The organism is Paracandidimonas soli, from assembly GCF_004342005.1.
Classification (GTDB): Bacteria; Pseudomonadota; Gammaproteobacteria; order Burkholderiales; family Burkholderiaceae_B; genus Paracandidimonas; species Paracandidimonas soli.
Map to the genome: position 1 here is coordinate 228863 of NZ_SMBX01000003.1, position 22375 is coordinate 251237.

Below are 22375 nucleotides of genomic sequence, written 5' to 3' on the forward strand. Positions count from 1 at the left end.
CCAGGTTGAAGTGAAGCATGCAGAACAGCGAAGTGCAGCAGCGGCTGCTGGCCTTGCGCGAGGAGATCTCGCGCCATAACCATCGTTACTACACGATGGATGCGCCCATCATCTCGGACGCCCAATACGACAAGCTGATGGCCGAGCTGCTGGAACTGGAAGCGGCGCATCCCGACCTGGTGACGCCGGATTCGCCTTCCCAGCGTGTCGGCAGCACGGCCTTGACGGCCTTCCAGAGCGTGCGGCATTCCCGGCCCATGCTGTCGTTGAACAATGGTTTCGACGACGAGGACGTGACTGCATTCGATAAGCGTGTCGCCGATACGCTGCGCGAGTCCGGGCTGCTGAGCCTGGCGGCGCAAGTCGAGTATGCCGTGGAGTACAAGTTCGACGGCGTGGCCATGAGCCTGCGCTACGAGGACGGCCTGCTGGTGCAGGCCGCCACGCGCGGCGACGGGCGGGCCGGCGAGGACGTCACGGGCAATGTGCGCACCATGAATTCCGTGCCCTTGCGTTTGCTGGGGAAAGCCCCGCGCGTGCTGGAAGTGCGCGGCGAAGTGCTGATGTATCGCGGCGATTTCGAGGCCTTGAACGAGGCCCAGCGGCTGCGCGGCGAGAAGGTGTTCGTCAATCCGCGCAATGCGGCCGCGGGCAGCCTGCGGCAGCTGGATCCGCATGTCACGGCGCAGCGCCACTTGCGTTTCTTGGCCTACGGCTGGGGCGAGGTGCTGGGGGCGCAGGCAGTGTCGGCGGCGCCTCCCGTCCAGGGCAGCTTGCTGCCCGATGCCTCCGCCGGGGATGATGATGCCCTGCCTTGCGCCACGCATGCCGGAATGCTCGACTGGCTGTCGTCCCTGGGTTTCGTCGTCAGCGAGGCCAGGCGCGTGGTGGCTGGCAGCGAGGGGCTGCTGGATTTTTACCGGCGCACGGGCGAAACACGCAATACGCTGCCTTACGATATCGACGGCGTCGTCTACAAAGTGAACTCGCTGGCGGCGCAGCGCGTGCTGGGCTATGTGGCGCGCGCACCGCGCTTTGCGCTGGCGCACAAGTTCCCCGCGCAGGAAGAAACCACGGTCATCCTGGATATCGAGAACCAGGTGGGGCGCACGGGAGCGATCACGCCCGTCGCGCGCCTGAAGCCGGTATTCGTCGGCGGCGTCACCGTCACCAATGCGACGCTGCACAACGAAAACGAAATCCGGCGCAAGGATGTGCGCATCGGCGATACCGTCGTCGTGCGCAGGGCGGGCGATGTCATCCCTGAAGTGGTCAGTCCCATCCTGGAACTGAGGCCCGAAGGCGCCATGCTGTACCAGACGCCGGAGCAGTGTCCGGTCTGCGGTTCCGCGGTGGAGCGCCCGGAGGAAGAGGCGATCGCCCGCTGCACCGGCGGCCTGTTCTGCCGGGCGCAGCGCAAGCAGAGCCTGATCCACGCGGCCGGCCGCAAGGCGCTGGATATCGAGGGCCTGGGCGAGAAGCTGGTGGACCAGCTCGTGGAAAGCGACAGGGTGCGTTCGTTGGCGGATCTGTTCACGCTGCGAGTGGAGGAATTGCTGCTGCTGGATCGCATGGGGCGCAAGTCGGCCGAGAACCTGGTGGCGGCTATCGACAAGGCGCGCATGCCGCCGCTTTCGCGCCTGCTGTTCGCGCTGGGCATACGCCATGTCGGAGAAACCACGGCCCGCGATCTGGCGCGTCATTTCGGTTCGATGGAGGCCATTATCCAGGCGGATGAAGAGGCGCTGCTGATGGTCAACGATGTCGGGCCGGTGGTGGCGCATTCGCTCCAGCGTTTCTTTTCCGAGGCCCACAATCGAGAGATCATCGATCTGCTGATGGAGCGCGGCGTGCATCCGGTGGCGGAAGCGGCGGTATCCGCGTCCCAGGCCATGCGCGGCAAGACCTTCGTGCTGACCGGAACGCTGCCGAACTGGACGCGTGACGAGGCCGCCCAGCGCATCCTGGCGGCGGGTGGAAAGGTCAGCGGCTCGGTATCGCGCAAGACCAGCTATGTGGTGGCCGGAGAGGAAGCCGGCAGCAAGCTGGAAAAGGCCAGGGAGCTGGGCGTGGAAATCCTGGACGAGGCCGGACTGCGGCAGTTGCTGGCGCTGGATTGATCCCGCCTCAGGCTTCGGTCCGGGCGGCTTCCTCGTACCTGACCATGATCTGCCAATCGGCGTGCACAGAGGGCCGCGGCGCGCCCTCGGCTTCGATCGCGACGTTCCAGGAGCAGCGGGCCTCGCCTGGCCTGGTCTCCAGTACCTGCGCCAGCGAGAATCTGGCCGATACGCGCGAACCGGACAGGACGGGCGCGGTGAAGCGGACCTTGTCGAAACCGTAGTTCAGCACCAGGGTTGCGCGGGGGAAGGCGATGCAGTTGGCCTGCCAATAGCTCAGCAAAGACAGCACGAGAAAGCCATGCGCGATGGTGCGCCGGTACGGAGACTCCGCCAGCGCACGCTCCTGGTCCACATGAATCCACTGGCTGTCGCGCGTGACCTGCGCAAACCGGTCTATCATTTCCTGGTCTATCATGAGAGGCTTGGAAACGATCGCCGGTTGTCCCACGAAACTGCCGAGAGACTGGACGGAGTCGAACCGCCGGATCGCCGATGAGGGATGAGGGTTGCCTGTCGTCATAGGAAGCGGGGCGTGTGATTCAGATTCGTTCGAAGATGGCGGCGATGCCCTGTCCGCCTCCAATGCACATCGTGACCAGCGCGTACCGGCCGCCAATGCGCCTGAGTTCGTGCAATGCCTTGACGGTGATGATGGCGCCCGTCGCGCCCACCGGATGTCCCAGGGCGATGCCGGATCCGTTCGGATTGACTTTGGCCGGATCCAGCCCGAGTTCGCGGCTCACCGCGCAGGCCTGCGCCGCAAAGGCCTCGTTGGATTCGATGACGTCGATATCGTCGACGGAAAGGCCAGCCTTCTCCAGGGCGGCGCGCGCGGCGGGAACCGGACCGATGCCCATGTAGCGCGGATCCACCCCCGCATGGGCATAGGCGGCCAGCCTGGCCATTGGGCGGGCGCCGCATACCTGGGCGCTGGAGAGCTCCATCAGTACAAGGGCCGCCGCGCCGTCGTTGATTCCGGACGCGTTGCCCGCCGTGACGGTGCCGCCATCGGGTGCGAACACGGGCTTGAGGCCGGCAAGGTCGGACAGGCCGATGCCGGTGCGGATGTGCTCGTCCCTGTCGAAGGCGATTTCGCCCTTGCGGCCTGGCGCCATCACAGGGACGATCTGCGAATCGAAGCGGCCCTCGGCGGCTGCCAATGCGGCGCGGCGATGGCTTTCGACGGCAAGCGCATCCTGTTCTTTGCGCGTGATGCCGTATTGCCGTGCGACGTTTTCCGCAGTCAGGCCCATGTGGATCCGATGGAATGGATCGTGCAGGGCGCCGAGCAATGTGTCCACCATGGCTGTGTCTCCCATGCGGGCGCCGAAACGCAGGGCCGGGCTGAGGTAGGGCGCGCGCGACATGCTTTCGGCTCCCCCGGCGACCGCGGTCGTGCAGTCTCCCAGCAGGATAGACTGCGCCGCGGAAACGACCGCCTGCAAGCCCGATCCGCACAATCGGTTCACGTTGAAGGCCGGCGTGTTTTCGCCGCAGCCTGCTTCGATGGCGGCGACGCGCGACAGATACAGGTCGCGCGGCTCGGTATTGATGACCTGGCCGAAGCAGACGTGCTCGACGTGGCCGGGATCGATATTCGCGCTCGCCACGGCGGCGCGCAGCACATGGGTGGCGAGCGCGGTCGGCGGCATGTCTTTCAGGCCGCCGCCGAAGCTGCCGATGGGCGTACGAACGCCGGACAGAACCACGACCTCCCTGGCGTTCATGCCGCGCACCTGACGGATTGGGCCTTGTCGATTTCGTGGCGCAATTGATCAAAGCCGGTGGCGGGGACGGTTTCCCCTTTGCGGTCGGCAATTTCGTCCAGACGGTCGATCAGCACGTTTGCCGACAGCTCGGCCTCACTCAGGCATATGCCGCGGGTCATGGTGATGTGCGCCTGCTCGAAGCTTCCCGCGCCGGCCATCAGGATGGTCCGGTTCGGGGCGTTTTCCGCAACCAGGGCGATCAGGGCGGGGCTGACAGATGCCGGAGCAAGCATGTCCAGCGCCTGCGGTTCGAGCAGGCCTTCGGTCATGGCCGTGGCGGCTGTGGGGGCCAGGCAGTTTACGCGCACGCCATGTCGTTCGCCCTCAAGGGCCAGGGTCTGCATCAGGCCCACCAGCGCCATCTTCGCCGCGGCGTAGTTTGACTGTCCGAAGTTGCCGTACAGGCCCGAGGACGAGGTGGTCATCACGATGCGTCCGTAGTTCTGGGCGCGCATGGCGTTCCACACCGCGTGGGTGCAGTGCACCGAGCCCATCAGGTGGACCTCCATCACAAGCCGGAAGTCCTCCAGGCTCATCTTGGCGAAGCTCTTGTCGCGCAGGATGCCCGCGTTGTTCACCAGTATATCGACGCGGCCCCATCTTGCGACGGCCGATTGCACCATGTCCTGGACCTGCTGAGGATCGGTCACATCGGCGCCGTGCGCGCAGGCGTCTCCTCCAGTCGCGCGAATGGCGTCCACAACGGCCTGCGCTTCGGCGTCCGGCCGGTCCGCTCCCTGGTCGTTGACCAGGACCCTGGCGCCGTGGCGGGCAAGTTCGAGCGCATGGGCGCGGCCCAGGCCGCGGCCGGCTCCCGTCACGATGGCGATTCGGCCTTGCAGAAGTTGTGTCATGGGTTCTCCGGGTTGTGTTGCTATTGTCAGGATGCCAGGGAGGCGGCCGCCTCGGTTTGCGTCCGGATGACTCCGGCACGTTCGAGCGCGGCGATGGTCTCTTCGTCCAGTCCCGCCTTGGCCAGCACGGCACGGGTGTCCTGGCCCAGCGAAGGCGCGCCGGACTGGGTGGGCCCGCCGTCCTGGTCGAAATCGAAGCCGATTCCTCTCGTGCGCAGCTCGCGCCCGCCTTGGCTGAATCGGTAGTCCGGCAGACTCACGCAACCGGTGGCGTCGACTTCATGAAGGAATTCTTCGAGCTTCCTTACCCTGGCCGCGGGCACGCCGGCCAGGCTCAGAATATCCTCGAGCTGCACCGCGCTGCGGCTTGCGAATGCCTGGCGCAGACGTTCCACGACGTATCTTCGGTCGTTCGGCACCACGAATCCGTTGGGCTGATTGAATGCGGCCAGATCCAGCGCCCGGGCGTCGTCGCACAGTTCCTCGATCCCCAGGGCGGCTGCAAGCTTGCGGAACTGGGCCGGCGTGTTGGCCGCAACCGCCAGCCATCCGTCCGCGCACCGGTATGTGTCGGCCGCGGGGCTGCCCGTGTATCCTCGATTGCCGACGCGGCGTGTCGGTGTCCCGTCAGTGAGGCTGGCGCAGGTGTTGGGATACATCAGCATCAGGGAAGCCTGGACCATGGATGCATCGATGTACTGGCCGGCGCCGTCGCGGGAGCGACGGTGCAGCGACGAGACGATAGACAAGGCGGCAAGCATGCCGACCGCCACGTCGATCACGGGAAAGCCGACCTTGAGCGGAGGGGCGTCGTCCCCTTCGCCGGACATCATCATCATTCCGGTCAGGGCCTGGACGACATGGTCGTAGGCGCCGCGCAGGGCCCAGCCTCCTTGCTGGCCGAAGCCCGAGATGGAGCAATAGACGATGTCCGGCCTGACGGCCTTGATGGATGCATAGTCGAGCCCGTACCGAGCCACCACGCCGGGCCGAAAATTCTCTATGAAGACATCGGCGGAGGTGGCAAGGCTTCGGAGCAGCCCGGCGCCTTCCTGTGTCCTGATGTCCAGCGCCAGCGACTGCTTGCCGGCATTGATTGCCGCAAACCCGGTGGGAGTGTCCGTGTCCGCCCCGTCTTTCATCGAGCGCAGGACTTCTCCCGCCAGGGGCGGCTCCACTTTGATGACTTCGGCGCCCAGTTGCGCCAGATAGAACGAGGCGAGGGGGCCGGCGATCACGTGAGACAGGTCAAGCACGCGCACGCCTTCAAGCGGTTTCGACATGCGGACTCCCCGGTCAGCCGGCACTGATGCCGGTGAGCTTGATGATTTCGGCCCATTTGCGGTATTCGCCGCGTACGAACGCCGCATCGGCCTGCGGGCTGTCGCTCTGGATCACGCGGTTTCCAGTCGCCTCGAACATGCTCTTGACGGCAGGCTCCCTGAGCGCCGCCGTCGTTGCGCTGTAGAGTTTGTCGACGGCGTCGGCGGGGGAGTTCCTGGGCAGCCAGAGGCCAAACCAGAATTCCTGGATCGCCAGGTCGCTACGCAGGATGTCATGCAGCGTGGGAACGCCGGGGAGTTCGGCCACCGGGTCGCGGCTGGTCACGGCCAGGGCGCGCAACCTGCCGTCCTTGACTTGAGGGATGGCGGTGCCCGCAATGGCGAAGGCGAAGTCTGTGTCGCCGCGCTGGAGCGAGGTCGGAATTTCCACCGAACCCTTGAACGGGACATGGACAGCGTCGGCCTTCAGCAGCGATATGAAGGTTGCGCCGCCCAGGTGCGCCCCCGACCCGACGCCGCCGGAAGCGAAATTCAGTTTCCCGGGATGAGCGCGCAGTGCGGCAATGAGATCCTGCGCCGTATGGTAGGGAGAACCGGCGGATACGACCAGCACGGTAGGAGAGGAGGCGATGAGGGTGACCGGCGCGAAATCATCGATCGGATCGAAGGCCAGATCCGGTTGCAATGCCTTCTGGATCAAGTGCGAGTTCGAGCCCAGCAATACGGTGTAGCCGTCGGCGGGCGCCTGGGCGGCGTACTGGGCGGCCAGGACGCCGCCCGCGCCGACCTTGTTTTCGACCACGATGGGCTGCCCCAGTGCCCTGCTCAGCACAGGGCCGAACTGCCGCACCATGATGTCGGGTCCTCCGCCGGCGGCGTAGGGGACGACGATGCGTACCGCCCGCGATGGGTAGGTCCCCGTCGCAGCCCGCGCTGCCGGGTGGAGCATGAGGCTGGCGCCCAGGGCGCCCAGACAGAATTGGCGGCGTTCCATGTGTTGTCTCCTTGTTGTAATGCATGAAGGATAGCGAATCGCAGTGAGTAGAAAAAGTGATATATTTTGATATAGCGATAGCTTTATGTTTTATGCCGGCGGATGAACGAATTGATTGAACCCGACCATCTGGTAGCCAAGCTGCGCTTTCGCCACCTGCGCCTGCTGAGGACAGTGCAGACGACGGGCAGCCTGCGGGCGGCCAGCCAGGCGCTCAATCTGACCCAGCCGGCCCTGAGCAAGGCGCTGACGGAAATCGAAAGTGCATTTGGCTTTGCGCTGTTCTCTCGCACCGCGCGCGGCTTGACGCCGACCGCTCAGGGGGAAGTGGTGCTGCGCGGCGCGGCGATGCTGCTGGAAGAACTGGCCCATCTTCGCTCCGAGGCCGCCGCCGCGGATCGCTTCACGGCCAAGATCCGGATCGGCGCGCCTCCGTTCGTGGCGCAAACCTACTTGCCCGGGGTGATTGCAAGGCTGGTGCAAAGCGAAGCGCCCGTACGGGTGCAATTGCTGGAGGAACGGGTTCCCGCGCTGATACGCGCGCTTCATCAGGGCGAGCTCGACGCTCTGGTCACCACTTTCCCTTTGCAAATGCTGGAGTCCGATGCCGGCGCGTTTCGGTACGTCAAGCTGTTCGAAGTACAGTTCGCCGTGGTCGCATGCGCGGAGCATCCGCTGGTCCGTTCGCGGCGCGTGGACTGGGTCCGTTTGTCACGGGAACGGTGGGTGATGCCGGCCGAAGGGTCGATGGGGCGCAAGCTCATCGACGACTGCTTCACGCATGCCGGAGTGCCCGCTCCCCTGCCCGTGATCGAATCGACGAGCCCTACGACGAGTCTGCAATTCGTCGCCGCGGGTCTGGGTGTCGGCATTGTTCCGGACGTGGCTCTTCTTCATCAGGGCGCATTGCAAGCGGATCCGGTCAGGCAGATACGCGTGGTGCCCGAGCCGCCTTCCAGCGTGGTAGCCCTGGTTTTTCGGGAGGGGCCGGCCAATCCCCGGGTCGCCTTGTTGAAGGAAGCGCTGGCCTGCAGGCTCGATAATGCGTTCTGAGACGCTGCTTTATGCGTGCCGGAGGTATCGCTGCCTGGATGAAAAAAGGCTGCTCGACGATCGCCGGCAGCCTTTCTTGATGGTACCCGGTTGCCAGGGCCCGAACGGCGGCGCCGTGCGGGCCCGCAAGCTTGTTACTTGATGTTGGCGGACTTCATCAGCTCTTCCTGGAACTGGCCCAGGTTCTGCTGGCGCAGCATCTCGGTCAGTTGGGGCTTGACTTGTTCGAGAGCGGGGAATTCCAGCGGGCGCGTGTCTTCGACGCGGATGATGTGCCAGCCGAACTGGGTCTGCACGGGCTTGGCCGAGGTTTCGCCCTTCTTCAGGCTTTCCACGGCGGTGGCGAATTCAGGCACGTAGTTGCTGGCGGGGCCCCAGCCGAGGTCGCCGCCGTTCTTGCCGCTGCCCGGGTCGATGGAGTCTTTCTTGGCGGCCGCTTCGAAGCTGACCTTCTTGCCGTTGATGTCCTTGGCCAGAGCCTCGGCCTTCGCCTGGTCGGCGACCAGGATGTGGCGCAGCTTGTATTCGACGCGGCCGGCCTGGGACTGCTTGATCTTGTCGTATTCCGCCTGGATCTGGGCGTCGGTGACGGGGTTCTTCTTCAGGTGGTCTTCGAGCAGGGCGCGGACCAGGATGCCCTGGCGGGCCAGTTCGATTTCCTGCTTGACGGCGTCCTGCTTGTCCAGGCCGGCCTTTTCGGCGGCTTGCACGGCGACCTGGCGGTGGATCATTTCCTGCTTGACCTGCTCGCGCAGTTCAGGCGTGTCTTTCTCGCCCTGGCTGACCAGCAGGGAGACGAACTGGTCCAGGTTGGCCTTGGTGATGTTCTTGCCATTGACTGTGGCAATGGTCTGGGCGTAGGCCGGTGCAGCAATGACCAGCGCAGCAGCGAATGCAGCAAGTGTCTTCATGTATCAATTACCTTTGTTTGGGGTTGGGCTGGCGACGATGGCCAGTGCGTGGATGGGAAAGGGAATGAGATCCTGCAGCCGATCATACACGAGCCGATGGCGGGCGACAGGCGACAGGCCCTGGAATTGCGGTGACGAAATGAAAACGCGCAGATGACAGGCGCCGCCTTCGGCGCCGGCGTGTCCGATGTGATGGTGGGATTCGTCCACGACTTCGATGTGAGTGGGCTCCAGCCCGGCAAGGCGTTCGTGCACGAGGGCGATGCGTTCGGCGTTCATTTGTCGGACTCCTGGTCTGCGGCTCCCGGCAGGGCTTCCGGCGCGGGCTCCTGGATATGCCGGCCCAGCCAGATGGACTGGGCGATGACGAACAGGATGAGCAGCGCCATCAGGCCGAATACCTTGAAGTTGACCCACTGCGATTCCGTGAACTGGCCGGAGAAGGCCACGTACAGGTTCAGGGCGCCCGATGCCAGGAAGAAGCCGGCCCATGCCAGGTTCAGCTTCGACCAGACCGGAGCGGGCAACTGCACCTGGCCGCCCATGAGCTTTTGCATGAGATTGCGGCCCAGGACCAGGTGGCTGAACAGCAGGATGGAAGCGAACAGCCAGTACAGCACGGTGGGCTTCCACTTGATGAAGGCGTCGTTGTGGAACAGCAGCGTGGCGCCGCCGAATACGACGATGACCGACAGGTTGATCCAGTGCGTGGCTTCGATGGCCTTGCCGGTGACTTTCAGCCAGATGAACTGGGCGATGCCGGCTGCGATGGCGACTGCCGTGGCGACATAGATGTCGGCGTAGCGGAATGCCAGGAAGAACAGGATCAGCGGGAACAGGTCGAACAGAAGTTTTTTCATGCGGGTGCGTGGCGGGCCTGCGTCATTGTCGTCGTGGCGGCGCGTTCAGGAAGATGGTTTGCGCCGAGGCAAGGCCATATGTTACATCGACTTGGGACTTTGTTTTCGGGGAAAGGTTCCCGGGTTCCTGCGCAGGAACAGCCTTCCGCGCAACTCAGGCGACGGTCTTGTCCCGGTACTCGCACAGGTCGGCAATGCCGCACTGAGGACATTTGGGCTTGCGGGCCAGGCAGATGTAGCGGCCGTGCAGGATGAGCCAGTGGTGGGCATCCAGGCGATAGGGAGCCGGCGTCAGCCGGGTGAGACGCTTCTCCACTTCCTCCACGGTCTTGCCGGGCGCCAGTCCCGTGCGGTTGGCGACGCGGAAGATATGGGTGTCCACGGCGATGACAGGGTGGCCGAAGGCTGTGTTCAGCACGACGTTGGCCGTCTTGCGGCCGACGCCGGGCAGGGCTTCCAGGGCTGCGCGGTCCGCCGGGACCTGGCCGTTATGCTTTTCCACCAGGATGGCGCAGGTGCGTATGACGTTGGCGGCCTTGGTCTTGTACAGGCCGATAGTGCGGATGTGTTCCGTCAGCGCTTCCAGGCCCATATCCAGGATGCTTTGCGGCGTCTCATGGGTGGGGAAGAAGCGGGCGGTCGCCAAGTTGACGGATTTGTCGGTCGCCTGGGCGGACAGGATGACGGCGATCAGCAACTGGAAGGTATTGCGGTATTCCAGTTCCGTCGTCGGTTTCGGGTTGGCTGCCTGCAGGCGGCGGAAGATTTCCGCGCGTTTCTGTGCGTTCATGAATGCATGCCTGATGAGGCGTTGCGGCGCGCGCGTGCGCGAGCCAGGACATCGGCGATCTTCCGCTGGCGCTGGTCGGGATCGCTTGCAGCGGCGATGGCCACGGGCGCCTTGTTGGCCAGGTTGCGGGCGGCCAGCGGGGATGCCTCGGGGTGCAGGGCGTCGAGCCGGCGCTGGCGCTTGCCGTGGCGATCCCTGGCCCGGGCCGCCAGCGCCGGCGTCCAGTCGAAGCCCGCCGGGCGCATGTCGATGCAATCCACGGGACAGGGAGGGACGCATAGATCGCAGCCCGTGCAGAGGTCGGGAATGACGGTATGCATCCGCTTGTTGGCGCCGACGATGGCATCCACCGGACAGGCCTGGATGCAAAGCGTGCAGCCGATGCAGTGCGCTTCGTCGATGACGGCGAGACGCAGGGGCTGATGCTCGCCGCAGGATTCGTCCAACGGGATTTCCGGACGTTCCAGCAGCTCTGCCAGCTTGCGGATGCCGGACTGGCCGCCCGGCGGACAGCGATTGATGGCAACTTCCCCGGCGGCGATGGCGTCAGCGTAGGGACGGCAGCCGTCGTAGCCGCATTTGGTGCATTGCGTCTGCGGTAGGATGGCGTCGATGGCGTCGGTAAGGCTGGAGGCCGTCATGGCTGCTTGTGGTCCGGTCTGAACTGGGTGCCATCCAAAAGGCGCAGGGAACTTCTCCGCTTGAGGCGGGAAGTTCCCTGTGGCGATTCGGAAGCGTATCGGTATCCGGAGGCGTAGATCCGATCCGGCATTGCTGCCGGATGCCGCTTATGCGTGCTCGCGGATGAATTCCGCTATTTTAGGACAAATCGTTTCGCGCCACCGCCTGCCGGAGAAAATGCCGTAATGCCCGCACTTGGGCGCGGTGTAGTGCTGTTTGAGCGACTTGTCGATGGACTTGCACATCGTGTGCGCCGCGCGCGTCTGGCCCTGGCCAGAGATGTCGTCCAGTTCGCCTTCGATGGTGAACAGGGCGACGGAGCGGATGGCGGCCGGATTCACAAGCTGGCCGTCGATCTCCCATGTGCCCTTGGGCAGGCGATGTTCCTGGAAGACGATCCGGATAGTGTCCAGGTAGAACTCGGCCGTCATGTCCAGCACGGCGTTGTATTCGTCGTAGAAGCGGCGATGCGCTTCGGCGTCTTCGTCGTCGCCGCGCACCAGGTCACAGTAGAAATCGTAGTGCGACTTCAGGTGGCGGTCGGGATTCATGGCGATGAAGCTGGCGTATTGCAGGAAGCCGGGATAGACCTTGCGGCCGGAGCCCGGGTAGCGCGCGGGTACGCGGTGGATCAGGTTGTTCTCGAACCAGGAGAACGGCTTGGTCGTGGCCAGGCGATTGACGTCGGTGGGCGACTGGCGCGTATCGATCGGCCCGCCCATCAGGATCATGCTGCGAGGCAGGCAGGGATCGCCGTTGCTTGCCATGAGGGAGATGGCGGCCATGACCGGCACGGTCGGCTGGCAGACGGACATGACGTGCACATCCGGCCCGAGATGGCGAATGAAGTCCTGCACATAGCGCACATAATCGTTCAGGCCGAACTGGCCTTCGGACTGCGGCACCATGCGGGCGTCGATCCAGTCGGTGACATATACCTCGTGGTTGGGCAGCAGGGCGCGCACGGTGTCGCGCAGCAGCGTGGCATGGTGGCCCGACATGGGGGCGACCAGCAGCACGGTGGGATCCTTGGTCGCGCTGGCAGGCAGGCTGCGTTCGAAGTGCACCAGGTTGCAAAAGGGCTTGGCCATCACGGTGCGCTCGGTCACGACTGCGTCGCAGTCGCCGGCGTGCGTGTAATGGAGCCCCCACCGGGGTTTTTCGTATTCTTTTCCGAGACGGTGCAGCAGTTCGCAGGAAGCGGCTATTTGACGCGACAGCGGCGTGTAGGCCAGGGGGCTGTAGGGACTGGAGAATAGCTGGGCGCTGGTATCAGTAAAAGCGGTGAACGGCGTCAGGAAGGTACGCTGGAGTTCTCGAATGTCGTACAGCATGAGGTTTTGCACCTGTCAGAATGGACAAACACAACATAATCCCGAAAACAAGACAATGGCTATCGCGGATATCCCTGTATTGCATAAGGCGATTGTCATTTATCGTCAAGTTTATGCATAAAAATGCATAAACTATTGGTTTTTGCAGAAAATTTCATGTTTATGGCCCGAAAATAGGCCGTATATCGGGGAAATACGGCCTGTATCGATCGACGTGCCTGGATCAGCGTTCGAGATATTGCAGCTTGTCAGCAACACCGTTCCAGTCGTCGGCGCCTTCCAGCGGGGTCTTGGAGCGGTTGATGGGGCCGAATTCCGGGCTCAGTTCGGCATTGAGCTCGATGAAGTGCAACTGGTCCTGCGGGACGTCTTCTTCGGCAAAGATGGCGTTCGCGGGACATTCGGGAATACAGACGGCGCAGTCGATGCATTCGTCGGGATCGATGACGAGGAAGTTGGGGCCTTCACGGAAGCAGTCTACGGGACAGACATCGACGCAGTCGGTGAATTTGCATTTGATACAGTTTTCGGTGACTACATGAGTCATGGTAAAAAAGCTCCAGCGGCAGCAAGACTAAGGACTTGATTTTACCCAATAATCGTCAGGGGTCGATTAAACACCCTAAAGCCAATGCAAGTTTTTGATCCAGATTAAAAAAATAAAAATGACAGGCCTTTTGCGTATCGCTGTGCTATGGTTGCCGCAATCGTTTCTACAAATTCTTACGCCATGCGAACGCCTGGCGGGCGTCTTTCCGGTTTTCCGATGGTTATTACCTCTTTGCTCGATACCGACCTGTACAAATTCAGCATGATGCAGGTAGTGCTGCACCAGTTTCCCGCGGCGCAGGTCGAGTACCGCTACAAGTGCCGCACGCCTGGCGTCAATCTCAGGCCGTACCTGGACGAGATCCGCGAGGAAATCCGCCATCTCTGCACGCTGCGCTTTACGGAGGCCGAGCTGGACTACCTGGGCGGCCTGCGCTTCATCAAGAGCGATTTCGTGGATTTCCTGCGCCTGTTCCATTTGCAGGAGCGCAGCATCAGCGTGACCGAAGGCGCGGAGCCGGGAGAGATCGCCATTTCCGTGAAAGGGTCGTGGCTGCACACGATCCTGTTCGAGATCCCGGTTCTGGCCATCGTCAACGAGGTGTATTTCCGCAATGTATGCCCGGAACCGGCCTGGGAGGAAGGGCGCAAGCGCCTGCAGTCCAAGATGCAGCTGGTGCTGGATGATCCCGCGCTGGCGGATTTCCGCGTGGCCGACTACGGCACGCGCCGGCGTTTCTCCAAGAAATGGCATGAGGAAGTGGTCATCACGATGAAGTCCCAGATGGGCATGCATTTCGCGGGCACCAGCAATGTCTGGCTGGCGATGAAGCATGGCGTCACGCCGCTGGGCACGATGGCGCATGAATACCTTCAGGCCTGCCAGGCGCTGGGGCCGCGCCTGCGCGATTCGCAGGTGTTCGCGCTGGAGGTCTGGGCGAAGGAGTATCGCGGCGACCTGGGCATTGCCTTGTCGGACGTCTACGGCATGGATGCTTTCCTGCGCGATTTCGATATGTATTTTTGCAAGCTGTTCGATGGAGCCCGGCATGATTCGGGCGATCCCTTTGTGTGGGGCGAGCGTTTGCTGGCGCATTATGAGAAGCACAGGGCGGATCCCCGCACCAAGACGCTGGTGTTTTCCGACGGGCTGACGATTCCCAAGGCCATTGAGCTGGCCAAGCGCTTTGCGGGGCGCTGCAAGGTGTCGTTCGGTATAGGGACCAATCTTACGAATGATCTGGGGCACGAGCCTTTGCAGATCGTGATGAAGATGGTCCGCTGCAATGGGCAGCCGGTGGCCAAGGTGTCGGACGCGCCGGAAAAGACGATGTGCGACGATCCGGCCTATCTGGCCTATCTGCGGCAGGTGTTCGAGCTGCCGCCAGCATGAAGGGCGGCGGCACCCGCCCTTTTGTGGTGCGCGCGAGTGTTGCGAAGCGGCCCGGCATGGTTAAATGGCGCAGTATTTCAACCCCTTGAGTGGAGAAGCAGCAATGAGCGAGCTCAAACGCATCAATGTCGGCAAGCGTCTGTCGGACGTGGTGGTGCACAATGGCGTGGCCTATTTCGCAGGCCAGGTTCCGAACGATACGACGCTGGATGTCGAAGGGCAGACCAAGGATGTGCTGAACACCATCGATGAGCTGCTGGCTGAGCTGGGCAGCGACAAGACGCGTATTCTGTCGGTGCAGATTTTCATGCCCAATATTGCGGAGTTCGCGGGCATGAATCGCGCGTGGGATGCGTGGGTGCCGGAGGGCAGGACGCCTGCGCGCGCGACGATCGAAGCGCGTCTGGCCAATCCGGACTACAAGGTTGAAATCATGCTGACGGCCGCCGTCGACTGATCGGACTGCATGTGTGATGAGGGGCTCCGCGGCTTTGCGCCGGGAGCCTCTTTCTTTTTGTTGGGGAGGCAGTTGTTTTGCTAACCCGCCCGTTGTCGTATGGTGCCCATCCGGGCCTGGTCGCTCGGCTCGGGCGCGCCAGTAGGCGCCCTCGGCCCCTTCGGGGCTGCCCTCGCTCCAACAGGCCCGGATGGGCACCATACGACAACGGGCTGGACGTCAGGGTATGCCGGGGGGAGACATCGCTAAGCGATCAGCGCCGCCAGCGTGGCGCCCATCGTGCGGCAGGCGTCCAGGTCGGTTTCCTGGACGCGTTTGGGGGCGAGGATGGCCTCTGGCGTCTGGGCGCCGCTGCGTATCAGCAGGGGCTCGGCGACTTCCCTCAGGCGCCAGCCGGTGCAGATTCTCTGCATCTGGCGCACGGCGCCGGCGCCGTCGGTGCCCGCGCTGACCATGAGGGCGTAAGGAAGGCCGGCGATGCGGTCGAGGACGGGGTAGTAGCAGGTATCGAAGAATTCTTTCATCGCGCCGCTCATGCTTGCCAGGTTTTCGGGGCAGCAGAACAGGTAGGCGCTGGCCTGCAGCATCTGGTCCGGCGTGGTTTCGGCGGCTTGGGAGAGAATGCAGCGTGTTTGGGGGCCGACTTCCAGCTCTTCGAAGATGTCCATGGCGCCTTGGCGGGCCGCTTCGGCCATCTGCCTGGCGGCGCCGGTGCGGGAGTGCCAGACGATCAGGAGCGTTGCGCCGCGCTGGTTGTCCGTTGCGGTGTCGGTGGAGTCTTCGGGGAATGTGCTAATCACCATGATTTGTTCGCAAAGCGCTTGCCGGACAGGGTAGTATAGAGGCGCGTCGCGTCTGCTTTGAGGACGGGATCGATGCGCACAGTATTTTATTTTTTGCCGCCGGGCCGCCCCAAGGCAAAAAGCTCCCCCTTGGGGATGAGTCTGGACACAGGACAGTCCACTGCGGACTGTCCTGTGCCTGGCGAATCCAAGCGGCCTGCGGGCCGCGCGGTGGAGCGCAAGCCGAAAGGCGCAGCGTGGGGGCTTTTTTTCGTATTGCCATGATTGATTTTGCCGTTTCGAATGCATCTTCCTCGCCGTTTCATCAGGAATGGCTGGCGGCTGCCAGCGAGGGGCTCGACGCCGAGGGGCGCGAGCTGTTGCTCAAAGCGGTGGATTGGGTGCGAGAGCCGCTCAGTGGCAAGCTGGCCAGCACCGGAGAGCCTATGGATGCGCATGGTGCTGGGGCCGCGCGTATTCTGGCCGATATGGAGCTGGATGCGGCCGTGCGCGCCAGCGCGCTGCTGACGGTCATGCCGGTCGATCTGCTGTCGGGTTCGGGCAATGCGGTGGACGAGCCCATGCACAAGGCGTTCGGCCCCGAGGTCGCCACGCTGGTGCAGGGGACCCGGGCGTTGCTGCGCTTGAGCGGCCTGGCTCGGCAGTCCAGCGATACCGCCGCCTCGGCCGGCGACCAGAAGGAAATGCAGCGCAAGATGCTGCTCGCCATGGCGGCGGACTTGCGCATTGTGCTGATGCGCCTGGCTTCGCGCCTGCAGTCGCTGCGTTGGTATGCGGCTTCGCGCACGCCGTGTCCCGTGGGGTTCGCCCGCGAGACGCTCGAACTGTATACGCCGCTGGCGAATCGCCTGGGCATCTGGCAGCTGAAGTGGGAGATGGAGGATCTGGCCTTCCGTTTCCTGGAGCCGCAGACCTACAAGGAAATCGCGGGCAAGCTGGAGGACAAGCGGGTCGAGCGCGAGGCGCTGATCCGCCAGGCGGTGCAGACACTGAAAACCGCGCTGGCCGAGGCCGGCATCCAGGGCGAAGTTACTGGGCGGCCCAAGCATATCTACAGCATCTGGAACAAGATGCGCAACAAAGACCTGGACTTCACCCAGCTGTTCGACCTGCGCGCCATGCGGGTCATTGTCGAGGACGAGCGGGCCTGCTATGCCGTGCTCGCGCTGGCGCATTCGCTCTGGGTCCCGGTGCCGGAAGAGTTCGACGATTACATATCGCGGCCCAAGCCCAATGGCTACCGCTCGCTGCATACGGTAGTGGCCGATGCGCAGGGCCGTACATTCGAGATCCAGATCCGCACGCAGGAAATGCACCATTTCGCCGAGTACGGGATGGCGGCGCACTGGCGCTACAAGGAGGCCGGCCCCAAGGGCGGCACGGTCGCCGCGGCGGGCGGATTCGATCAGAAGGTGTCCTGGATGCGCCAGTTGCTGGCCTGGGAGAGGGATGGCGACAGCCCGGCGGCGGAGCCTGTGCGGCCATCGTCCGGATCGGGCGCGCGTGCGCGCAAGGCGCAAGCGGCGCCGCAGGCCGGCGATGAGCGCATTTATGTGCTGACACCGCAGGCGCGCGTGGTCGAGCTGCCGGCGGGGGCGACGCCTGTGGATTTCGCCTACCATCTGCATACCGATCTCGGGCACCGCTGCCGGGGCGCCAGGGTCGACGGGCAACTGGTGCCCTTGCTGACCCGCCTGAAAACAGGGCAGACCGTTGAAATCGTCGCGGCCAAGTCCGGCGGGCCTTCGCGCGACTGGCTCAATCCACAGCTGGGCTTTCTGGCCAGCCAGCGTTCTCGCGCCAAGGTGCGCGCCTGGTTCAATGCGGTGGAATTGCAGCAGCGCATCGCGCAAGGCCAGGCGCTGGTGGAGAAGGAACTGCAGCGGCTGGGCAAGACTTCGATCAATCTGGAACAGTTGGCGCAGCAGCTGGATTTCGCCCGCGCGGATGATCTGTATGTCGCGGTCGCCAAGGATGAGTTCAGCCTGCGGCAGATCGATCATGTGCTGCGCAGCCCGGACACAGCGGCGCCGGCGGAGCCGCTGGATCCCAAGCAACTGGCGGCCCGTGCTCCATCCACGGCGCAGGGCGCGGGCAAGAGCGGCGTGCTGGTGGTTGGGGTGGACTCTCTGATGACGCAGCTGGCGCGTTGCTGCCGCCCGGCGCCGCCGGACCTGATCCGGGGATTCGTGACGCGCGGCAGGGGAGTTTCCATCCATCGCCAGGATTGCCATTCGTTTGCAGCGCTGGCCGAGCGCCAGCCCGAGCGGGTCATCGATGTCGACTGGGGGGATACGTCGGGCGGCAGCTATCCTGTCGACATCAGCATTCACGCCCAGGACAGCGTGGACCTGCTGCACGATCTGTCCGAAGTCTTCGCCAAGCTGCGCATTCGCGTCACCAGCGTCAATACGCAGAGCAGGCGTTCATTGACGCATATGGTGTTCACCATCGAGGTGCAGGATGGACAGCAGATCCAGAAAGCGCTGGCGGCGCTGAACGATGTGCCGGGAGTCGAGGCCAGCCGCCGTTGACCACGCGCCAAAGCGCAAGCCTCGGCCTTCAGGCCGAGGTCGAGCGAGGCGGTACCCATGCGGCGCCGAAGGCGCTCCCATATTGTGGCGGAGAAGCTCCGGCCCTTGGGCCGGAGTTCTTCATCTATGCCTCGGAAAGCCAGTCGCGCAGGCGTGGCGCGGACGAGACCGGGGCCAGCGCCTCGCCGCGCTGCAGCAAGCCCTGCAGATGCTGGATGTGCGGTTGCAGGATGCCGAAAAACAGAGTCTTGTCCGCATTCTGCAGCAGCAGCGTGGGGAAATTCTCGATGTCCTCGTCGCCCAGGAGCTCGGGCCGTTCTTCGATGTCGATCCAGACGAAGGCGTGGTCGGGCCAGTCTTGCGACAGCCGTTCGAAATCCTTGCGGTATCCGGCGCAGGTATTGCACCAGGCGGCGCAGTAGCAGGCGACAATAGGGGAGCCGGGATGTTGCGTCAGGTGCAGGGAGAGACGATCGGTGCGTTCTGTTGCGTCGAAGAAGGGCATGGCGGCGTGGAAAACGGACAAACTTTGGCTATCATACCCCCTGTTGCATCCGGGAGAGCTTCGTCAACTACCCCGCCCTGAAGGACGGGGCTTGTGAAAGCAAACCAGGTTGACCAGGGAAAGCCGTAATCAACCGGCTCCGTTTGCACCAGGTCGTTAAGCCCCACCACCGAATGCTTCCTCAGTTCGGTGCTCTGGAAGGTCAGGATCATGCTGGCGAAAGGTAAAGCGCCGAAGGTTCTGATCGCCGCGTAACGCGGGAGCCGGGTGCAGACATTCCCGAGGGGAGACAGGGCGCAAGCCCTGCGTCACCAGGCCCGTAAGGGCAGATAATTAAGGAGGATCGCATGGCGGTCTACGTGCTGGACAAACAAGGCAGGGCGCTGATGCCGTGCAGCGAGAAACGAGCCAGGCTACTGCTGGCTCGTGGTCGTGCGCGAGTGCATCGCCTGACTCCGTTTGTCATCCGGCTGGTGGATCGTTTGCGAATTGACAGCGACGTGCAGCCGTTGACCCTCAAGCTCGATCCGGGTAGCCGCTTTACCGGCATGGCCCTGGTGCGGCAGCAGGCGCAGCGGCTCAGCGTGTTGTCGCTGTTCGAGCTGCTTCACCGGGGCGCAGCGATCAGCAAGGCGCTGGGCCAGCGGGCTGGCTTTCGGCGTCGCCGCCGCAGCGCCAACCTGCGTCATCGTGCGCCCCGTTTCGACAACAGAACCAAACCGAGTGGCTGGCTACCGCCGTCCTTGCGTCACCGGCTGGATACCACGCTGGGCTGGGTTACTCGCCTGCGCCGCTGGGCGCCAATCACCGATCTGGCCGTCGAGCGGGTCAAGTTCGATATGCAGGTGATGCAAAATCCCGAAATCAGTGGCGTCGAATACCAGCAAGGTGAGCTGGCAGGCTACGAAGTCCGCGAATATCTATTGGAAAAATGGGGCCGTTGCTGCGCCTACTGCGGGACGGAAAACACCCCACTGGAAATCGAGCACATCATTGCCAGGGGCAATGGCGGGAGCAACCGCGTCTCGAACCTGACCCTGGCCTGCCGCTCTTGCAACCAACGCAAGGGCAGTCAGCCGGTCGAGCGGTTCCTGAAGAACAAACCGCAGGTGCTGGCCCGGATCAAGGTCAGGGCCAAAGCCCCTCTGCGTGATGCTGCCGCCGTCAACGCAACGCGCAACGCTTTACTCGGCGCCCTGCTGCACACCGGCCTGGCGCTGGCTACCGGCACCGGGGCACAGACCAAGTACAACCGCCGCCGTCTCGGCATCCCGAAAGCTCATACGCTCGATGCCGTCTGCGTTGGTGATGTGCAAGCCGTAAAGGGCTGGCAGCGGCCCACGCTCACCATCAAAGCCACTGGGCGCGGCGACTACCAACGCACTCGGCTGACGGCGAGCGGCTTCCCGCGCGGCTATCTGACCCGGCAGAAACAGCATTTCGGTTTCCAGACTGGCGACCAGGTACTGGCCAACGTGCCCGCGGGCAAAAAAGCGGGGATGCATCGCGGGCGTGTAGCCGTGCGTAAAACCGGCAGTTTCAACATTCGGACGCCAGACGGCGTGATTCAGGGCATCAGCCATCGGCATTGCCGAATTATTCAGCGAGCGGATGGCTACGCCTATACCCAATCTCGATTCGATAGCGCCCAACTTGAGCAGGAGGCAGCGAGAACAGGGGCGCATTGAACGCGCCGCGCTAGCCCTCCCCGGCCTGAACGCCGAGGTTTCTCGCGCAAAACTGATGAACGATTACCCAGTTGCCGTTCCCGCCTCGGCCCCGTCCGGGATTTCCGCAGTTGCTACGGCGTTCCGGCGCGCGCTGGCCTCGCAATTGCAGCCCAGAATGCTGCTGGCCATGTTTCTGCCGTTCCTGATCGCGTTCGTCGGCGCCATCGTCCTGATATGGATGTTCTGGACGCCGCTGACCGACTGGCTGGAAACCCAGGCGCTGGACTTCGGCCTGATCAATACCATGGAGCAATGGATGGTGGCGGTCGGCCTGTTTTCGCTCAAGCTGTATCTGGCGCCGCTGCTGGCGGCGTTCATCCTGCTGCCTTTGTCCGGCATCCTGGGCCTGATCGTGGCGGCGGTATTCGTCATGCCCATCGTCCTGAATCATGTCGGACGCAGGGACTATGCCGATGTCGAGCGCCAGGGCAAGTTCCTGAGCGCCGTCGGCGTGTGGAACGCCATCTGGGTGGGCACTGTGTTCTGCATCGGCTGGGTCCTGACCCTGCCGCTCTGGCTGATTCCTCCGCTGCCTATCGTGCTTTCGGTGTGGTGGTGGACTTACGCCTTCACGCGCATCATGCGTTTCGATGCCGTGGTGGAACATGCCAGCGCGCACGAGCGCAGAATATTGTGGAAGCGCCACAACCGGCAGCTGTGGCTGATCGGCCTGTGCCTGGCGCTGATGAACCTGTTTCCCCCGGCATGGCTGGTGCTGCCGGTTTATTCTGCCCTGGTGTTCGTGCACTTCAGCCTGGAGGCGCTGCGGCAGTTGCGGCGCCATGCGGCGGCAGGCGTGGATACCCTCATTTTGGAACACAAGACATGACGCAACAGCTTCACGCCCCGACAAAGGTTCGCCTGATCGCCATCGGCGACGAGATCCTTTCCGGGCGGCGGCAGGACAAGCATTTTTCCAAGCTGATCGAGCTGCTGGGCCAGCGGGGCATGCAGTTGTCCGGGGCCGAATTCGTGTCTGACGCGCGCGAAGACATCGTTGCCGTCCTGCGGCGCAGTTTTGCCACGGACGATGCCGTTTTCTGTTGCGGAGGCATTGGCGCCACGCCCGACGACCAGACGCGGCAGGCGGCGGCCGAGGCGTTGGGCGTCGAGCTGGAGCTGCACCCGGAAGCTGCCAGGTTGATTGCCGAGCGCTGCGCCGACAATGCCCGCAAGGGGCAGGGCAGTGCCGACATGTCCCTACCGGAAAACAAGCAGCGCTTGCAGATGGGGGTCTTCCCCAAAGGGGCGGAGATCGTGCCCAACCCTTACAACAAGATTCCGGGCTTCTTTATCCGCAATCACACGTTCATGCCGGGATTCCCGGTGATGGCATGGCCCATGATGGAGTGGACGCTGGATGCGCGTTATCGCCATCTGCATCACGAGGTGGTGCGGGTCGAGCATTCCTTCCTGGTGTTCAATATGCCTGAGTCGCGCATTACACCCGCACTGGAGTCGCTCGAGCAGCGCTGGCCGGGGGTGAAGGCCTTCAGTCTGCCCAGCATGGGGGACGGCGGCGTTCCGCATATCGACCTGGGCGTCAAGGGCGAGCCGGATGCCGCCATGCAGGCATTGACCTATCTGCGCGAGGAGGTCGTGCGCCTGGGCGGACAACTGACGCCGCCGGCGCAGTAAACGGGACGGACGGAAGCGCCGGGGCATCCGGCGGCATGCGGTGCGCGTATACAAACCATGCGGGCGATACTTGTCAGTCCGCATGTTTTTTCATATCATGGAATTGACGCAACG

Annotated in this window: 22 protein-coding genes; 8 read left to right on the plus strand and 14 right to left on the minus strand. The window is 63.6% G+C overall.

Features of this window, described 5'->3' with window-relative positions:
• The first annotated feature begins 17 nt into the window (after window positions 1-17).
• Complete coding sequence (gene ligA, locus EV686_RS08090; protein ID WP_132475387.1) at window positions 18-2120, plus strand: NAD-dependent DNA ligase LigA; 2103 nt, start codon at window positions 18-20, stop codon at window positions 2118-2120.
• A 7-nt stretch (window positions 2121-2127) separates the two neighbouring features.
• Here ligA and EV686_RS08095 read toward each other — a convergent pair whose 3' ends face one another.
• From EV686_RS08095 to EV686_RS08115, 5 genes are read right to left on the minus strand one after another with little or no spacing between them, the layout of a single operon-like run.
• A complete protein-coding gene (locus EV686_RS08095) occupies window positions 2128-2643 on the minus strand; it encodes a MaoC family dehydratase (RefSeq protein WP_132475390.1) in 516 nt (171 codons plus the stop codon).
• Window positions 2644-2662: 19 nt separating this feature from the next.
• Window positions 2663-3850, minus strand: coding sequence for an acetyl-CoA C-acyltransferase family protein (locus EV686_RS08100; RefSeq protein ID WP_132475393.1), 1188 nt, complete (start codon window positions 3848-3850; stop codon window positions 2663-2665).
• Complete coding sequence (locus EV686_RS08105; protein WP_132475396.1) at window positions 3847-4746, minus strand: SDR family NAD(P)-dependent oxidoreductase; 900 nt, start codon at window positions 4744-4746, stop codon at window positions 3847-3849. The genes EV686_RS08100 and EV686_RS08105 overlap by 4 nt, the downstream gene beginning before the upstream one ends.
• A 26-nt stretch (window positions 4747-4772) precedes the next feature.
• The gene (locus tag EV686_RS08110; protein WP_132475399.1) at window positions 4773-6029 is read right to left on the minus strand and encodes a CaiB/BaiF CoA transferase family protein; all 1257 of its coding nucleotides are present in this window, start codon (window positions 6027-6029) and stop codon (window positions 4773-4775) included.
• Between the two features lie 13 nt (window positions 6030-6042).
• Window positions 6043-7023, minus strand: a complete 981-nt coding sequence (locus EV686_RS08115; RefSeq protein WP_132475402.1) for a Bug family tripartite tricarboxylate transporter substrate binding protein — start codon at window positions 7021-7023, stop codon at window positions 6043-6045.
• A gap of 102 nt (window positions 7024-7125) precedes the next feature.
• Here EV686_RS08115 and EV686_RS08120 point away from each other — a divergent pair, with 102 nt between their 5' ends.
• Window positions 7126-8076 (plus strand): LysR family transcriptional regulator, encoded by a 951-nt coding sequence (locus EV686_RS08120; protein ID WP_132475405.1) that lies wholly within the window; start codon window positions 7126-7128, stop codon window positions 8074-8076.
• Between the two features lie 134 nt (window positions 8077-8210).
• Here EV686_RS08120 and EV686_RS08125 read toward each other — a convergent pair whose 3' ends face one another.
• The 7 genes from EV686_RS08125 to fdxA all read right to left on the minus strand — a co-directional run bounded on the left by EV686_RS08125 (window position 8211) and on the right by fdxA (window position 13199).
• Window positions 8211-8987 carry a peptidylprolyl isomerase gene (locus EV686_RS08125; protein ID WP_132475408.1) on the minus strand — a complete coding sequence of 259 codons (777 nt, stop codon included), beginning with the start codon at window positions 8985-8987 and terminating at the stop codon, window positions 8211-8213.
• Window positions 8988-8990: 3 nt separating this feature from the next.
• A complete protein-coding gene (locus tag EV686_RS08130) occupies window positions 8991-9266 on the minus strand; it encodes a BolA family protein (protein WP_132475411.1) in 276 nt (91 codons plus the stop codon).
• Complete coding sequence (locus EV686_RS08135; RefSeq protein WP_132475414.1) at window positions 9263-9847, minus strand: septation protein A; 585 nt, start codon at window positions 9845-9847, stop codon at window positions 9263-9265. Before EV686_RS08135 ends, EV686_RS08130 begins: the two co-directional genes overlap by 4 nt.
• Window positions 9848-10001: 154 nt before the next feature.
• A complete protein-coding gene (gene nth / locus EV686_RS08140; protein WP_132475417.1) occupies window positions 10002-10637 on the minus strand; it encodes an endonuclease III in 636 nt (211 codons plus the stop codon).
• Window positions 10634-11278 carry an electron transport complex subunit RsxB gene (rsxB, locus tag EV686_RS08145; protein ID WP_132475420.1) on the minus strand — a complete coding sequence of 215 codons (645 nt, stop codon included), beginning with the start codon at window positions 11276-11278 and terminating at the stop codon, window positions 10634-10636. The genes nth and rsxB overlap by 4 nt, the downstream gene beginning before the upstream one ends.
• A 147-nt stretch (window positions 11279-11425) precedes the next feature.
• Entirely contained in the window at window positions 11426-12652 is a 1227-nt protein-coding gene (locus EV686_RS08150; protein ID WP_132475424.1) for a polyhydroxyalkanoate depolymerase, read from the minus strand.
• 223 nt (window positions 12653-12875) lie between these two features.
• Complete coding sequence (gene fdxA, locus EV686_RS08155; protein ID WP_132475427.1) at window positions 12876-13199, minus strand: ferredoxin FdxA; 324 nt, start codon at window positions 13197-13199, stop codon at window positions 12876-12878.
• A gap of 219 nt (window positions 13200-13418) precedes the next feature.
• On the opposite strand from fdxA, the gene pncB reads away from it, so the two are divergent.
• Both pncB and EV686_RS08165 read left to right on the plus strand, forming a co-directional pair.
• A complete protein-coding gene (gene pncB, locus EV686_RS08160) occupies window positions 13419-14594 on the plus strand; it encodes a nicotinate phosphoribosyltransferase (protein WP_132475430.1) in 1176 nt (391 codons plus the stop codon).
• Between the two features lie 103 nt (window positions 14595-14697).
• A complete protein-coding gene (locus EV686_RS08165) occupies window positions 14698-15051 on the plus strand; it encodes a RidA family protein (RefSeq protein ID WP_132475433.1) in 354 nt (117 codons plus the stop codon).
• Between the two features lie 245 nt (window positions 15052-15296).
• Here the strand turns inward: EV686_RS08165 and EV686_RS08170 are convergent, their stop codons facing one another.
• On the minus strand, window positions 15297-15746 hold the full coding sequence (locus tag EV686_RS08170) for a flavodoxin family protein (protein WP_243650821.1): 450 nt from the start codon (window positions 15744-15746) through the stop codon (window positions 15297-15299).
• 368 nt (window positions 15747-16114) lie between these two features.
• On the opposite strand from EV686_RS08170, the gene EV686_RS08175 reads away from it, so the two are divergent.
• Entirely contained in the window at window positions 16115-18388 is a 2274-nt protein-coding gene (locus EV686_RS08175) for a RelA/SpoT family protein (protein ID WP_132475439.1), read from the plus strand.
• A 124-nt stretch (window positions 18389-18512) separates the two neighbouring features.
• Here EV686_RS08175 and EV686_RS08180 read toward each other — a convergent pair whose 3' ends face one another.
• A complete protein-coding gene (locus EV686_RS08180; protein ID WP_243650797.1) occupies window positions 18513-18914 on the minus strand; it encodes a thioredoxin family protein in 402 nt (133 codons plus the stop codon).
• Between the two features lie 326 nt (window positions 18915-19240).
• Here EV686_RS08180 and iscB point away from each other — a divergent pair, with 326 nt between their 5' ends.
• Genes iscB through EV686_RS08195 form a run of 3 tightly spaced genes read left to right on the plus strand, consistent with a single transcriptional unit; the run spans window position 19241 to window position 22261 of the window.
• A complete protein-coding gene (iscB, locus tag EV686_RS08185) occupies window positions 19241-20581 on the plus strand; it encodes an RNA-guided endonuclease IscB (RefSeq protein ID WP_132475442.1) in 1341 nt (446 codons plus the stop codon).
• Window positions 20582-20636: 55 nt separating this feature from the next.
• The gene (locus tag EV686_RS08190; protein WP_132475445.1) at window positions 20637-21452 is read left to right on the plus strand and encodes an EI24 domain-containing protein; all 816 of its coding nucleotides are present in this window, start codon (window positions 20637-20639) and stop codon (window positions 21450-21452) included.
• The gene (locus tag EV686_RS08195; protein WP_132475448.1) at window positions 21449-22261 is read left to right on the plus strand and encodes a competence/damage-inducible protein A; all 813 of its coding nucleotides are present in this window, start codon (window positions 21449-21451) and stop codon (window positions 22259-22261) included. The genes EV686_RS08190 and EV686_RS08195 overlap by 4 nt, the downstream gene beginning before the upstream one ends.
• Window positions 22262-22375 lie beyond the last annotated feature (114 nt).

Coding starts and splice junctions, on each gene's coding strand:
- ligA (WP_132475387.1), top strand. CDS start 18: ATGCAGAACAGCGAAGTGCAGCAGCGGCTGCTGGCCTTGCGCGAGGAG.
- EV686_RS08095 (WP_132475390.1), bottom strand. CDS start 2,643: ATGACGACAGGCAACCCTCATCCCTCATCGGCGATCCGGCGGTTCGAC.
- EV686_RS08100 (WP_132475393.1), bottom strand. CDS start 3,850: ATGAACGCCAGGGAGGTCGTGGTTCTGTCCGGCGTTCGTACGCCCATC.
- EV686_RS08105 (WP_132475396.1), bottom strand. CDS start 4,746: ATGACACAACTTCTGCAAGGCCGAATCGCCATCGTGACGGGAGCCGGC.
- EV686_RS08110 (WP_132475399.1), bottom strand. CDS start 6,029: ATGTCGAAACCGCTTGAAGGCGTGCGCGTGCTTGACCTGTCTCACGTG.
- EV686_RS08115 (WP_132475402.1), bottom strand. CDS start 7,023: ATGGAACGCCGCCAATTCTGTCTGGGCGCCCTGGGCGCCAGCCTCATG.
- EV686_RS08120 (WP_132475405.1), top strand. CDS start 7,126: ATGAACGAATTGATTGAACCCGACCATCTGGTAGCCAAGCTGCGCTTT.
- EV686_RS08125 (WP_132475408.1), bottom strand. CDS start 8,987: ATGAAGACACTTGCTGCATTCGCTGCTGCGCTGGTCATTGCTGCACCG.
- EV686_RS08130 (WP_132475411.1), bottom strand. CDS start 9,266: ATGAACGCCGAACGCATCGCCCTCGTGCACGAACGCCTTGCCGGGCTG.
- EV686_RS08135 (WP_132475414.1), bottom strand. CDS start 9,847: ATGAAAAAACTTCTGTTCGACCTGTTCCCGCTGATCCTGTTCTTCCTG.
- nth (WP_132475417.1), bottom strand. CDS start 10,637: ATGAACGCACAGAAACGCGCGGAAATCTTCCGCCGCCTGCAGGCAGCC.
- rsxB (WP_132475420.1), bottom strand. CDS start 11,278: ATGACGGCCTCCAGCCTTACCGACGCCATCGACGCCATCCTACCGCAG.
- EV686_RS08150 (WP_132475424.1), bottom strand. CDS start 12,652: ATGCTGTACGACATTCGAGAACTCCAGCGTACCTTCCTGACGCCGTTC.
- fdxA (WP_132475427.1), bottom strand. CDS start 13,199: ATGACTCATGTAGTCACCGAAAACTGTATCAAATGCAAATTCACCGAC.
- pncB (WP_132475430.1), top strand. CDS start 13,419: ATGGTTATTACCTCTTTGCTCGATACCGACCTGTACAAATTCAGCATG.
- EV686_RS08165 (WP_132475433.1), top strand. CDS start 14,698: ATGAGCGAGCTCAAACGCATCAATGTCGGCAAGCGTCTGTCGGACGTG.
- EV686_RS08170 (WP_243650821.1), bottom strand. CDS start 15,746: ATGGCCGAAGCGGCCCGCCAAGGCGCCATGGACATCTTCGAAGAGCTG.
- EV686_RS08175 (WP_132475439.1), top strand. CDS start 16,115: ATGATTGATTTTGCCGTTTCGAATGCATCTTCCTCGCCGTTTCATCAG.
- iscB (WP_132475442.1), top strand. CDS start 19,241: ATGGCGGTCTACGTGCTGGACAAACAAGGCAGGGCGCTGATGCCGTGC.
- EV686_RS08190 (WP_132475445.1), top strand. CDS start 20,637: ATGAACGATTACCCAGTTGCCGTTCCCGCCTCGGCCCCGTCCGGGATT.
- EV686_RS08195 (WP_132475448.1), top strand. CDS start 21,449: ATGACGCAACAGCTTCACGCCCCGACAAAGGTTCGCCTGATCGCCATC.